Annotated in this window: 15 protein-coding genes and 1 rRNA gene; 4 read left to right on the top strand and 12 right to left on the bottom strand. The window is 72.8% G+C overall.

Translation table 11 applies throughout. The features are described 5' to 3' along the window. The 6 genes from SM418_RS37535 to SM418_RS37510 all read right to left on the bottom strand — a co-directional run. On the bottom strand, positions 1 to 363 hold a 363-nt coding region (locus tag SM418_RS37535; RefSeq protein WP_371943273.1), incomplete at its 3' end, for a hypothetical protein. Beyond that, positions 360 to 554: a hypothetical protein gene (locus SM418_RS37530; protein WP_371946484.1), complete on the bottom strand. Its 195-nt coding sequence runs from the start codon at positions 552 to 554 to the stop codon at positions 360 to 362. The genes SM418_RS37530 and SM418_RS37535, both read right to left, overlap by 4 nt. Further along, entirely contained in the window at positions 551 to 997 is a 447-nt protein-coding gene (locus SM418_RS37525; RefSeq protein ID WP_371946483.1) for a DUF3307 domain-containing protein, read from the bottom strand. The genes SM418_RS37530 and SM418_RS37525 overlap by 4 nt, the downstream gene beginning before the upstream one ends. 36 nt (positions 998 to 1,033) lie before the next feature. Continuing rightward, a complete protein-coding gene (locus SM418_RS37520) occupies positions 1,034 to 1,357 on the bottom strand; it encodes a hypothetical protein (RefSeq protein WP_371966170.1) in 324 nt (107 codons plus the stop codon). Next, positions 1,354 to 1,698, bottom strand: coding sequence for a hypothetical protein (locus SM418_RS37515; protein WP_371943270.1), 345 nt, complete (start codon positions 1,696 to 1,698; stop codon positions 1,354 to 1,356). The genes SM418_RS37520 and SM418_RS37515 overlap by 4 nt, the downstream gene beginning before the upstream one ends. Beyond that, complete coding sequence (locus tag SM418_RS37510; RefSeq protein WP_371946407.1) at positions 1,695 to 1,826, bottom strand: hypothetical protein; 132 nt, start codon at positions 1,824 to 1,826, stop codon at positions 1,695 to 1,697. Before SM418_RS37510 ends, SM418_RS37515 begins: the two co-directional genes overlap by 4 nt. A gap of 273 nt (positions 1,827 to 2,099) precedes the next feature. On the opposite strand from SM418_RS37510, the gene SM418_RS37505 reads away from it, so the two are divergent. After that, complete coding sequence (locus tag SM418_RS37505; protein ID WP_371946406.1) at positions 2,100 to 2,417, top strand: P-loop nucleotide/nucleoside kinase family protein; 318 nt, start codon at positions 2,100 to 2,102, stop codon at positions 2,415 to 2,417. 177 nt (positions 2,418 to 2,594) lie between these two features. Here SM418_RS37505 and SM418_RS37500 read toward each other — a convergent pair whose 3' ends face one another. The 5 genes from SM418_RS37500 to SM418_RS37480 form a co-directional block, all read right to left on the bottom strand. Continuing rightward, entirely contained in the window at positions 2,595 to 3,767 is a 1,173-nt protein-coding gene (locus SM418_RS37500) for an RDD family protein (protein ID WP_371946405.1), read from the bottom strand. A gap of 143 nt (positions 3,768 to 3,910) precedes the next feature. Continuing rightward, the gene (locus tag SM418_RS37495; protein WP_371946404.1) at positions 3,911 to 5,074 is read right to left on the bottom strand and encodes an acyl-CoA dehydrogenase family protein; all 1,164 of its coding nucleotides are present in this window, start codon (positions 5,072 to 5,074) and stop codon (positions 3,911 to 3,913) included. Next, positions 5,071 to 7,032, bottom strand: a complete 1,962-nt coding sequence (locus SM418_RS37490) for an acetyl/propionyl/methylcrotonyl-CoA carboxylase subunit alpha (protein WP_371946403.1) — start codon at positions 7,030 to 7,032, stop codon at positions 5,071 to 5,073. The genes SM418_RS37495 and SM418_RS37490 overlap by 4 nt, the downstream gene beginning before the upstream one ends. Positions 7,033 to 7,042: 10 nt before the next feature. Then, complete coding sequence (locus tag SM418_RS37485; protein ID WP_371946402.1) at positions 7,043 to 8,635, bottom strand: acyl-CoA carboxylase subunit beta; 1,593 nt, start codon at positions 8,633 to 8,635, stop codon at positions 7,043 to 7,045. After that, entirely contained in the window at positions 8,632 to 10,353 is a 1,722-nt protein-coding gene (locus tag SM418_RS37480; protein WP_371946401.1) for an acyclic terpene utilization AtuA family protein, read from the bottom strand. The genes SM418_RS37485 and SM418_RS37480 overlap by 4 nt, the downstream gene beginning before the upstream one ends. 118 nt (positions 10,354 to 10,471) lie before the next feature. Between SM418_RS37480 and SM418_RS37475 the strand changes: the two genes are divergently transcribed. The 3 genes from SM418_RS37475 (at position 10,472) to SM418_RS37465 (ending at position 12,536) form a co-directional block, all read left to right on the top strand. Then, entirely contained in the window at positions 10,472 to 11,080 is a 609-nt protein-coding gene (locus SM418_RS37475; RefSeq protein WP_371946400.1) for a TetR/AcrR family transcriptional regulator, read from the top strand. 166 nt (positions 11,081 to 11,246) lie between these two features. Then, a complete protein-coding gene (locus tag SM418_RS37470; protein ID WP_371946399.1) occupies positions 11,247 to 11,597 on the top strand; it encodes a peptidase inhibitor family I36 protein in 351 nt (116 codons plus the stop codon). A 72-nt stretch (positions 11,598 to 11,669) separates the two neighbouring features. After that, positions 11,670 to 12,536, top strand: a complete 867-nt coding sequence (locus tag SM418_RS37465) for a hypothetical protein (RefSeq protein WP_371946398.1) — start codon at positions 11,670 to 11,672, stop codon at positions 12,534 to 12,536. Between the two features lie 61 nt (positions 12,537 to 12,597). Here the strand turns inward: SM418_RS37465 and rrf are convergent. Beyond that, positions 12,598 to 12,695, bottom strand: a 5S ribosomal RNA gene (rrf, locus tag SM418_RS37460); the annotation flags it as partial.

The following is a 12,695-nucleotide window of genomic DNA, read 5'->3' as shown; positions in this document are numbered from 1 at the left end:
CCCCAGCAGCACCGGCACCAGGACCCGCAGGTTGGCCACGCGGAGCCGCTCCAACCGCAGCGCCCGCGCCTCACCCGACCGCGCCAACCCGGCCGTGATCCGCGTCCGCTCCCCGGCCTCCTTGGCTTCCCGGTACATGCGGGCCAGCCGCGCCGTGGCGGTCGCCGCCGCTTCCCGCTCAGCCCGGTCGAGCTCGGCGAGACGGACCTCGGTCGCGACGTCGGCGCGGTCCCGGTCGTGCCCGGCCTGCGCCCGCACCCGCGTCAGCTCATCAGCGCGGCGCACATCATCAGCGGCGCGGGACCGGGCCAGCTCCTCGGCCAGGCCCTCGGCGTCAACCGGCGTCGTCGTTCCGCGGTTCACCGGTCCACCCCCGAACCCGGCACCGCGCCGACGAGCGGCCGTGCGGCGAGGTCGGCGAGGCCGTCCAGCAGCAGCGCAGCCCCGGCCAGCGGCAGCGCCACCACACGCAGCAGCAGCACCGCCCCGGCCAGCACGAGCACCGCCAGCAGCGGCCACAGCCCCGCCGTCCGCAGCATCTCCGAGGTGCTCATGCCGCACCCCCGATACAACCGATCAGAGCGGCGACGAACAGCCACCCGACGTGCCAGGACTGGTCAAGGGCGTAAGCGCCCGTCCCGGTCGGCGCTGACCCGCCGTCGCCGAGCCGGTGAAACTCGCCCTTGCCGAGGATGCGCGCCAGCCACGCGAGCGTGGACCACCGGTCCGCCCAGTAGTGCGAGACCGCGTTGACCGCCAGCCCGGCCGCCGCAGCAGCCGGTGACACGCTCACCCCGGTCACCCAGACCGCCGCGGCCACCGCCACCGTCTGCGTGAAGGTCAGGGACGCCACGTGCCGGGCGCACAGCAGCCGGCCACGCCAGGTCGCCGCGCCCTTCCCGCACGCCTGGTGGTGCGTCTGCACCCAGTGATCGGCGACCGCGTGCGCCGCGTACAGCGCAACAAACATCACCGTGAACACGACCGGGTCACCCATTGCGGGCCACCTCCGTTCCGTCATGCCGGGCGCGGTTCATGCCGCACCCCCGAAGGTGTCGGGCAGGTCGACCAGGACCCGGCCGCCCGCGATACGGACCCGGGACCCGGCCGCCGGCGCGAGCTCCCACACCCGCCGCCACGCCGCCGCGATGTCGGCGTAGCCCATCCGGCCGGCGACCGTCACAGACACCGGCTCACCGTGGACGAACACGTCCTCCGGGACGCGGTCACCGGCACGGCAGGCCCGAACCATCGGCGCCGGGACATCGGAGGTGACGGCCGCCGCGGCGAACCGGGCCAGCCACTCCCGGGGGCCGGGCTGGCCGGTGCCGGGGAAGGCGATGATGGACGCGGTCACCGGCCCGCCTCCGGCCCCTGGTAGTCCAGCGACACCGCGTCCGTCCACGTCGCGCCGGCCTCGCAGCGCCGCCGCGCCTGCTGGTCGGTGACGTAACCGATCGGCTGGTGCTCGGAGAGCTTCTCCTCCAAGTAGGAGATGGCGTCGTCAACGTTCGGGCGACCCGAACGGAGCAGGCCCTCCAGCATCACCACGACGTGCGTCAGCCGGTCGCGGAGGATGCGGGTGCGGGTCTCGTCGTGCGCGACGGTCGCCGCGTACGGGATCGCGAGGCCGTCCAGGACGGCGAGGACCACCTTGACCGTCTCGTTGGACAGCATGTTGTCGGGGTCGCCGCTCATCGCTGGCCGCCCTGCTGCTTGTCGTGGGCGTCCCGGACGGACTTGGGCTCGCCGTTCGGCCACGACGAGCTCTTGTCGGCCGTGCTGCTCTTGTCTTCGGTCGCGTAGACCAGTGCGAGAATCTGCATGGGTTCGGAACCTTCGCTTCCGGATCAAGGCCCCGGCCGGTGTGGGTAGCACCGCGTTTCCGGGGCCGCCTTATGTCTGGCGGCTGTGTGTCGCCATGAGGCGACCGGCCTTGATCGGGGGACCGCGTGACCGAATCTGTTCCGTCTCTGTTCCGTCCGAGACAACGAGAACGCGGTAATTCTGCGTAGAGCCAAGTAGGTGTATCCGCAGCTCAGAGGCGACACCGTGGCGGTATCCGCAGGTCAGGAAGGTACGAGCCAGAGAAGGACACGATGTACGGACCGTTCGTGGCGGCGACCCTGGCGGCGTCCTCCCGTGACCCGGGCGAGCGCGAGGGTCCCTGGTACGACGAGCACGTCAAGCCGCATGAGTACGCGGGCATGACGGCGACGGCCCGGGAGATCCGCTCGCACGGCTGCCCGGTGCTGCTGAGCGGGCCGTTCACCGGGCACATCCGCGACGCGTCCCGCTGGGCGGCGTGGGCTCTGGAGCTGGGCGGGCCGCCCGTCCGGCTCGTCTGGATCCGGTCGGACGCCCCGACGCTCCGCCACCGGCTGGAGGAGCGGGGCTCGCCCCGCGACACCGCCTAACTGGCCGCGTTCGAAGAGTTCACGGCCCGGATGCGCCCGGACGTGCCTCCCCCGGTGCCGCACATCGCCGTGGACAACCGCCGCACCGCGCCGGTGCCGCTCGAAGAGCAGCTGGACGCCCTGCTCGCGTGACCGTCCGGCGGAGGCCGCACAGGCCTCCGCCGGACGTCGCCAGGGTCAGCGGGACGGAGCGGCGGGCGGTTCCCCAGGGTCGGCGGGAGGCTGCCACACACCGTACGGCTGCGCATGCGAATCGGGCTGCGCGTACGCGCCGGGCTGCACATGCGGGCCGGGCTGCACGTGAGGGCCAGGCTGCGGGCACGGGCCAGGCTGCGCGTACGGGCCAGGCTGGGCGTACGGGCCAGGCTGGGCGTACGGGTGCTCGCCGAACTGCGGCTGGGGCGGCGGCAGGGCCGCGGGCTGCGGTACCGGCGGGAGCGTCTCGGGCCGGCCGCGGTCGCCCCTGCGCTCCTGGTAGGCGTTCTTGAGGCGTCCGCCCACCCGCCGCCCCACGTCCTGCGCCTGCCGGGCCCGTTCGCCGGTCACCGCGCCGCGCAACCGTTCCGCGGACTGGCGGCCGACGTCCTGGATCTGCCGGGCGCGCTCTGACTCCACGGCCCGGCGCACCTGCTCGGCCTGCGCCAGGCGGGCGGCGTTGTCGCGGACGGCCTGCCCCGCGACCTGGCCGGCGGCCTGGGTGCCGTCCCAGGCGGCGCCGACGCCCTGCCGGGCGGCCTCGGCGGCGCGCCGGTACGCGCCGGCGCGAACCAGGGCGGTGCCCGCCACGAGGTCGGCGAGCGTGCGGCGGCGGGCGCCCACGAGAGCGGGCGCGCTGTTGGCCAGGAACACCGCCACGGCGGCCAGCCACATCACGAGGGCGGGGAAGAACAGGCCGTGCAGCAGCAGGATCCAGGCGGTGCAGTAGAGGCCGGTGCCGCCCGCCGTGGTCATCAGGGAGCGGCGCAGCGCGCGGGACTTGGCCGTCTTCACGTTGTCCACGCGCAAGTCGAGGGTGGCCTTGCCGAGGGTCCTCCCGGCGAGGGCCTGACCGGCGAACTGGTGGAGGAACTCGATCAGGACGAGCAGCAGCAGCGCCTGCTCGACGGCGGCGACGACGTCCCGCCACAGGCCCATGCCGAAGTCCTCCGCGGCCTTCTGGACGTCGCCGCCGGTCAGCAGGAGCCCACCGGTCGCCGACAGGGCCTCACCCCATAAACCGTCCCCGAGGAGGCCGTTCAGCCGTCCCCAGGTCATCATGCCGAGGAGGGCGGCGGCCCCGACGAGCAGGGCGGTGTCGATGCCCCAGGCCGCGAGGCGCCGCCCGCGGGGCGGGGCGCCGGGCGGCTCCATGGGCGCTCCCGGCGGGGGGAGGGCGGGCGGGGGGACGGGCGGAGGACCGTACACGGAAGTCCCTCGGGTTCGCGCTGAGGTGTTGATCGAGCTCGGACCGTCAGGAGTGTAGGACGCGCGGCCTCCCGCCGCCACCGCTCCGCTCAGTAGGACTTGGGCAGGCCCAGGGAGTGCTGCGCGACGAAGTTGAGGATCATCTCGCGGCTGACCGGGGCGATGCGCATCAGCCGGACGACGCCGGCGAGCATCCCGACCCCGTACTCGGTGGTGAGGCCGTTGCCGCCGTGGGTCTGGATGGCCTGGTCAACGCAGTGGATCGCGGCCTCGGCGGTCGCGTACTTGGCCATGTTCGCGGCCTCGCCCGCGCCCGCGTCGTCGCCCTCGTCGTACATCCAGGCGGCCTTCTGCCCCATCAGCCGCGCCAGCTCCAGCTCGATCTTGGCTGCGGCGAGCGGGTGCGCGAGGCCCTGGTGCGCGCCGATCGGCGTCCTGAACACCTGCCGGTCGTTGGCGTAGGCGACGGCCTTGCCGAGGGCGAGGCGGCCGATGCCCGCGCCCATCGCGGACGCCATGATCCGCTCGGGGTTGAGGCCGGCGAACAGCTGCAGCAGGCCGCCGTCCTCGCTTCCGACGAGCGCGTCGTACGGGAGCCGGACGTCGTCGAGATGGCAGATGAACTGCTTCTCCGGCGACACGATCTCCATGTCGATGGGCGTGTAGGTGAATCCGGGCGCGCCGGCCGGGACGATGAACAGCGACGGCCGCAGGTTGCCCTTCTGGTCCTCGGTGCGGGCGACGAACAGGACGGCGTCCGACTCGTCCACGCCGGAGATGAACGTCTTCTGCCCGTTCAGCACCCACCCGCCCGCCCCCTCCATGTCGCGCCGCGCGGTGGTGGTGATGCGGTGCGCGTTGGAGCCGGCGTCGGGCTCGGTGATCGCGAACGCCATCTTGACCGAGCCGTCGGCGAAGCGCGGCAGCCAGTGCTCGCGCTGGTCCTCGGTGCCGGATCGCGCGATGATCGTCGCGCAGATCGCCGGGGACACGACCATCAGCAGCAGCGGGCAGCCGGCGGCGGCCAGTTCCTCGCACACGGCGGCGAGGTCGCCGATGCCGCCGCCTCCGCCGCCGTACTCCTCCGGCACGTTGACGCCGAGGTAGCCGAGCCGTCCGGCCTCGGCCCACAGCTCGTCGGTCTTCTGCCCGGCCTTGGCCTTCTCCACGAAGTAGGAGGCGCCGTACTTGGCGCCCAGCTCGGCGACGGCCGCGCGCAGCGCCTGCCGCTCCTCGGTCTCGGTGAAGCTCATTCGGGGGTCCCTTCGATGACGGCGAGGACGGCGCCGGACTCGACCTGCTGTCCCGCGGAGACGTTCAGTTCGGTGACCGTCCCGGCGGACGGCGCGGCGATGCGGTGCTCCATCTTCATGGCCTCGAGGACGACGAGGGTCTGCCCCTCGTCGACGTCCGCGCCCGGTTCGGTCTCGACGCGGAGGACGGTGCCGGGCATGGGTGCGAGCAGCGAGCCTGGGGCGATCTGGCTGCTCGGGTCGGCGAAGCGCGGGACGGCCGTGAGCGTCACCGGTCCGAGGCGGGAGTCGACGTGCACCGCGTTGCCGGCCGTGGTGACGGCGAAGGTCTCCCGGAGGCCGCCGTGGTCCAGAACGACCCGTTCCGATGCGGCGCTGATCAGCGACGTGCCCGGGCACAGCTCGGAGGTCAGGCCGTCCCTGTCCAGGCGGTAGTCGACGTCGATCGTCCCGTGCGGGCCGTCGAACGTCCTGCGCTGCGGCTGGGACCGGACATTGCGCCACCCTGACGGAAGCCCGCCGAGCACCGGGGCGGCCGACCGGTTCGCGGCGGCCTGGGCGAGCGCGGCGGCCAGCGCGGACACCTTCGCGGTCGCCTCGTCCGCGAGCGGCGACGCCAGGGTGTCCAGGCCGATGCGGTCGAGGTAGCCGGTGTCGGTGTCGCCGTCCAGGAAGCCCGGTTCCTCCAGGACCCGTACGAGCAGGTCCCGGTTCGTGGTGAGGCCGTGGATGCGGGCGCCGCGCAGTCCGGCGGCGAGCCTCCGGGCCGCGGCGGCGCGGGTCGGAGCCCACGCGATCAGCTTCGCGAGCATCGGGTCGTAGTGGACGCCGACTTCGGCGCCGCTCTCCACGCCGCTGTCGAGCCGCAGCCCGTGCGTCGCGGGCACGGCGAACTCGGCGTCCACGCCCGGCACCTCGAAGGTGTGCAGGGTGCCGGTGGCGGGGCGCCAGCCGTGCGCGGGGTCCTCCGCGTACAGCCGGACCTCGATGGCGTGGCCGCGCGGTCGAGGCGCGGCCTCGTCCAGGCGGGCGCCTTCGGCGACCTCGATCTGCAGCCGGACGAGGTCCACCCCGTACACGCATTCGGTGACCGGGTGCTCGACCTGAAGGCGGGTGTTGACCTCCAGGAAGTAGAAGCGGCCGTCCGGGGCGAGCATGAACTCGACCGTCCCGGCGCCGGTGTAGCCGATGGCGCGGGCCGCGTTCGCGGCCGCCTGGCACAGCTCGGCGCGCAGCCCGGGGGTGACCGCGGGCGACGGCGCCTCCTCAACGATCTTCTGGTGGCGGCGCTGGATCGAGCATTCGCGTTCGCCGAGCGTCCAGACGGTGCCGTGCCCGTCGGCGAGGACCTGCACCTCGATGTGCCGGGCGTTCTCCAGCAGCGGCTCGCAGAACACGGCCGGGTCGCCGAACGCCGACTCCGCCTCGCGGCGGGCCGCCGCGACGGCCTCCCGGAGTCCGCCCGGCGTCCCGACGACGCGCATGCCGCGCCCGCCGCCGCCCGCGGACGCCTTCACCAGCAGCGGGAAGTCGGCGTCCGTCACCCGGGCCGGGTCCAGCTCGGGCAGCACGGGAACGTCCGCGGCGGCCATCAGCTTCTTGGCCTGGATCTTGGAGCCCATCGCGGCGATGGCGTCCGGCGGCGGCCCGATCCAGGTGAGGCCCGCGTCGAGGACGGCCCGCGCGAACTCGGCGTTCTCCGACAGGAAGCCGTAGCCGGGATGGACGGCGTCCGCCCCGGCGCTCCGCGCCACCGCGAGCAGCCGTTCCGCCGACAGGTACGTCTCGGCGGGGGCGGCTCCGGGCAGCCGCCCGGCCGCGTCCGCCTCCCGGACGTGCGGCGCGCCCGCGTCGGGGTCGGAGCAGACGGCGACCGTCCCGATGCCGAGGTCCCGGCAGGCCCGCAGGACGCGGCGGGCGATCTCGCCGCGGTTGGCGACCAGCACTCTTCTGATCATTCGCGCTCTCTCACATCCGGAAGACGCCGAAGCCGTCGGCTCCGCGCACGGGCGCGTTGTGGACGGCGGACAGGCACAGGCCGAGGACGGTGCGGGTGTCGCGCGGGTCGATCACGCCGTCGTCGTAGAGGCGTCCCGACAGGAAGAACGGCAGCGACTCGGCCTCGATCTGGCTCTCGACCATGTCCCGCATGGCGCGGTCCTGGTCCTCGTCGTAGACCTGCCCGCGCGCCTCGGCCGCCTGCCGCGCCACGATCGACAGGACGCCCGCGAGCTGCTGCGGGCCCATCACCGCCGACTTGGCGCTCGGCCAGGTGAACAGGAACCTCGGATCGTAGGCCCGGCCGCACATGCCGTAGTTGCCCGCCCCGTACGAGGCGCCCATCACGATCGAGATGTGCGGCACCCCGCTGTTCGCCACCGCGTTGATCATCAGGGCGCCGTGCTTGATGATCCCGGCCTGCTCGTACTCTCTGCCGACCATGTAGCCGGTCGTGTTGTGCAGGAACAGCAGCGGCGTGTCGCTCTGGTTCGCGAGCTGGATGAACTGCGCCGCCTTCTGCGCCTCGTTCCCGAACAGGACGCCCTGCGCGTTGGCCAGCACCCCGATCGGGTAGCCGTGGACGCGCGTCCAGCCGGTGACGAGGCTCGTCCCGTACAGCGGTTTGAACTCGTCGAAGCGCGACCCGTCCGCGATCCGGGCGATGACCTCGCGCGGGTCGAACGGGACCTTCAGGTCCTCGGGGACGATCCCGGCAAGCTCCTCCGCGTCGTACAGCGGCTCGTCGGCGGGTCCGGGCGGCGGCCCGAGCTTGCGGTGGTCGAGGTTCTTGACGATCTGGCGGCCGAGGCGGAGCGCGTCGGCCTCGTCCGCGGCCATGTAGTCGGCGAGGCCGGACGTGCGGGCGTGCATCTCCGCGCCGCCGAGCTCCTCGTCGCCGGCCTCCTCCCCCGTCGCCATCTTCACCAGCGGCGGCCCGCCGAGGAACACCTTCGCGCGCTCCTTGACCATGACGACGTGGTCGCACATGCCCGGGATGTACGCGCCGCCGGCCGTGGAGTTGCCGAAAACCAGCGCGATCGTCGGGATCCCGGCCGCGGACAGCCGGGTGAGGTCCCGGAACATCCGCCCGCCCGGGATGAAGATCTCCTTCTGCGTCGGGAGGTCCGCGCCGCCCGACTCGACCAGGTTGATGACCGGCAGCCGGTTCTCCAGCGCGATGTCGGTCGCCCGGAAGCTCTTCTTCACCGTCCACGGGTTGCTGGCCCCGCCCCGGACCGTCGGATCGTTCGCCACGATCACGCACTCGACGCCCTCGACGACCCCGATGCCGGTGACGACGCTGGCGCCGACCTGGAAGTCGCTCCCCCATGCGGCGAGCGGGCTCAGCTCCAGGAACGGGGAGTCGGGGTCGAGGAGCAGTTCGATGCGCTCCCGCACCGGCATCTTGCCGCGGGCGCGGTGCCGCGCGACGTACTTCTCGCCGCCGCCCTCCAGCGCCTTCGCGTGTTCGGCGTCCAGGGCCGCCAGCTTCTCCAGCATGGCCGCGCGGCGTTCCCGGTACTCGGGGCTCCGTGTGTCCAGCGTGCTCTTGAGGGTCAAAGGACTGCCTCCGGGATGTCGACGAGGCGGGACCGCAGCCACTCCCCGAGGGCCTTGCCCTGCGGGTCGAACCGGGTCGAGGCCGATACACCCTCCTGCAGCAGCCCTTCGACGACGAAGTTGACCGCGCGGAGGTTGGGCAGGACGTGCCGGTGGACGGGGTGGTCCCGGGTCTCTGGCAGCAGTTCGCGGAACCGTTCGACGGTGAGGAAGGGTTCGAGCCAGCCCCATTGGGCATCGGTCCGGGCCCAGACGCCGATGTTGGCGTCCCCGCCCTTGTCCCCGCTCCGCGCCCCGGCCACTCGTCCGAGAGGGATCCGGACGGTTTCCCTGCCCGCACCTGCATCGGCGACCGCACCGGCACGCGCCTCGTGGGCGCCGGGGAGAGGCGCCGTGGTGGGGGCCGGCGCGATGGGGACGCGTGCGCCGTCGGGCATGACCGCGACGTGTTCGACCACCTCGTTGGGGACGAACGCGGGGCTGTACACCCCGTACGGGCCGCCCTTCCCGGGTGGGGACGTCATCGTGAAGCCCGGGTAGCCGGCGAGGGCCAGTTCCACCGCCGCGTCGCTGAAGGCGCGGCCGACCTTGCCCGCGTCGGGGTCGAGGACGGCGCAGCGGAGCAGCGCGGTCGCCTCGCCCTGCGTGGCCGGGTCGGGCCTGGCGGCGCCGATGAGGGTCCACTCGACGCGGGCCGGCGGGGCGTCGCCGAACGCGGCCGCCAGCCGGGCCTTGACCGACTCGGCCTTGGCCTCGACGCCGAGCCCGGTGAGGACGAACGTCATCTCGTTCCGGTGGCCGCCGAGGTGGTTGAGGCAGACCTTCGTTGTCGGCGGCGGCGGGGCCCCTCGGACACCGCTGATCCGCACCCGGTCGGGCCCGCCCTGCGCCAGCTCGATCGTGTCGAAACGGGTCGTGACGTCGGGCCCGGCGTAGGACGGCCCGCCGATCTCGTACAGGAGCTGGGCCGTGACGGTCTCGGTCGTCACGGCGCCACCCGTCCCCCGGTGCTTGGTGATCACGCTGGAGCCGTCGGCCTGGATCTCGGCGATCGGGAAACCCGGCGCCTTTACATCGTAGATTTCTTCGAAGAAGGCATAGTTGCCGCCCGTGGCCTGCGCTCCGCACTCCAGGACGTGGCCCGCGACGGTGGCCCCGGCCAGCGCGTCCCAGTCGTCCCGCGCCCAGCCGAAACGCGCTGCGGCCGGGCCGACCACCAGCGAGGCGTCGGTGACGCGGCCGGTCACCACCACGTCGGCGCCGGCGCGCAGGCATTCGGCGATCCCCCAGGCGCCCAGGTAGGCGTTGGCGGTGAGCGGCCCGCCATAGCGCGGATCCGCGAGGCCGAGTTCCCCGGCCCGCGCCAGGAGGTCGTCGCCCTCCACATGGGCGACCCGCACCTCGATCCCGAGCCGGGACGCCAGTCCGCGCAGCCGTTCGGCCAGCCCGCGCGGGTTGAGCCCGCCGGCGTTGGCGACGATCGCGGTGCCGCGCTCCACCGCCAGCCCGAGGGACTCCTCCATCTGCCGCAGGAACGTGGCGGCGTACCCGGCGTCCGGGTCCTTCATCTTGCCGCGGCCCAGGATCAGCATCGTGAGCTCGGCGAGGTAGTCGCCGGTGAGGACGTCGAGCGGTCCGCCGTCCAGCATCTCCCGCACCGCGGAGAAGCGGTCGCCGTAGAAGCCCGAGGCGTTGCCGACCCGCAACGGTTGGCCCATGGCTGCACCCTGCCAGCCCGGCCAGAAAAAATCAATCACGCATGATTGTTTCTTTCCGGGATCCTTTGGTTGACTGGAGGCCCCGTCGAGGCAAGGAACCCTGTCGAAGCAAGGAACCATGACCGCCCAGGCACTTCCCCGCGAACCGCAGCAGGACCGCAGCCGCGCCACCCGGCGGCGCCTCCTCGGCGCCGCCATCGACTGCCTCGCCTCCGTCGGCTGGGCCGGGACGACCGTGGCCGTGGTCGCCGAGCGCGCGGGCGTCTCCCGGGGCGCCGCCCAGCACCACTTCCGGACGCGGGAGGAGCTGGTGACGGCCGCGGTCGAGTACGGCTCCGAGGTGCGCATGGCCCAGATGCGCGAACGCCTGGACGTGCTCGCCGGCCGCCGTCCGTCCACCCTGGACGTCGTGACCCTGCTCGGCGAGATGTACACGAGCCCGCTGTTCCGCGCCGCGCTGCAGCTCTGGGTCGCGGCCAGCTCCGACGACCAGCTCCGCGCGCTGGTGGTTCCCCTCGAAGCCCGGGTGGGACGCGAGGCGCACCGCCTCACCGTCGAGGCGCTCGGCGCCGACGAGTCCGTCCCCGGCGTCCGCGAGACGGTGCAGGCGACCCTCGATCTCGTCCGCGGCCTGGGCCTCGCCGGCCTCCTCACCGACGACTCGGCCCGCCGCACCCGCCTCCTGACCCAGTGGGCCGCCACTCTCGACCAGGCCCTCGCCCGCTGACCGACCCCGCTCCGGCGGCCGAAGCGTCCCCCAGGCGGCAGGAAGGACTGCCCTGGGAGGCAGAGGAGCCTGCACCCCACGCGATCCACTTACGTGACACTCTGTAGTCGCTCGATCACGAAAGGGTGCCATCATGGCGCCTTCGAGAGACAGGGAGATCCACGGTATGGCACGACGGACATGGCGAATCACGGTCGCGGCCGCCTTCTGCGGGGCGGCCGGGCTCCTGGCGGCGACGCCCGCCCAGGCGACGAGCTGCTTCTGGGAAGACCCCGGCCAGCACGGTTCCAGCCGCTGCTACGACAACAACGTGCAGAACTTCGGCGGGCAGACCTTCCCGAACGGCCACAACGTCCAGGCGACGGCCAGCTCCTGGCGGAACCTCAACACCGTCTGGAACGAGATCGTCTACAGCGAGCCCAACTTCACCGGCCAGTCGCAAGAACTCGAGGACGAGACGGACGGGAACCTGAACCCCGGCATCAACGACCATCTCGGTTCCTTCGACGCGGCCTGATCCGGTGAGGGGGTCCGGGCGTGGAACCCCGCGCCGCCCGGGCCCGCCGCAGCACGGAAGAAGAGGCAGAACGTGAACACCGCACGGACGACGGCCGCCTTGCTCGTCCCGCTCGTCCTCACCGGATGCGCGACCCCCCACACCGCCGAACCTTACGCGCGGATCACCCGCATCGCCGATGTCAATGCTCTCGTGCTGCCGCTGGACGCCTACCGGGCCACCCCCGCCCAGCGCGGAACCGTCCAGCGCGCCGAGAAGACGCTGGTGGTCACGTGTCTTGGACGTTTCGGGCTCAGGGCTGACCTCGCGGATCCGGCGCCCCCGCCCTTCGCGCAGAACGCCCGCCGCTACGGTCTCGCCGACGAAGCCCGGGCGAGAGAACTCGGCTACAGCACGCCCGAGATCAGTAAGCGGGCGCCACGACCCGATCTGCCTCCGAAGGTGAGACAGGTCGCCTGGGGAGACGGCCCGGCCACCGTCCGCGGCCGTCAAGTACCGGACGGGGGGTGCATGGGCGAGGCCGACCGGAAGCTGAGGGCGGGCCTCCCACCTGCCGGACTGCTCGCCGACCGGCTCGCGTTCACCAGCCTTGAGGCGTCGGAGCGAGACAGCCGTGTCCGCGCCGCCTTCGCGCGGTGGAGCACCTGCATGAAGGGCGCCGGCCTTTCGTACGCGACTCCGATGGCCGCCAACGGCGACCTGCGCTTCCGTGACGCCCGCAAGCATCACGTCGATCCGCTCGAAACCGGGACTGCCGTGGCGGACGTGCGGTGCAAGCGCCAGGCGCGGCTCATCGACATCTGGGCCGGTGTCGAGACCGCGTACCAGAAACTCGCCATCGCCCGCCACCGAGCGGCACTCGACCGCGAACAGAGGGCGCTCGATGCCCGCCTCAAGAACGCGGCCCAGGCGCTCGCCCGTTCAGAGCAGACCGGATAGGCGGGGGAATTAAATGCGAAAGGGCCCCGCCGGTGCCGGCGGGGCCCTTCCTGCACTATGAGTCCGGCGGTGTCCTACTCTCCCACACAGTCTCCCATGCAGTACCATCGGCGCTGAAGGGCTTAACTTCCGGGTTCGGGATGGGACCGGGTGTTTCCC

This window comes from Actinomadura chokoriensis (genome assembly GCF_041463665.1).
GTDB lineage: Bacteria > Actinomycetota > Actinomycetes > Streptosporangiales > Streptosporangiaceae > Spirillospora > Spirillospora chokoriensis_A.
Note: the sequence above shows the minus strand (reverse complement) of the source record. Positions and strands in the feature narration are given on the sequence as shown.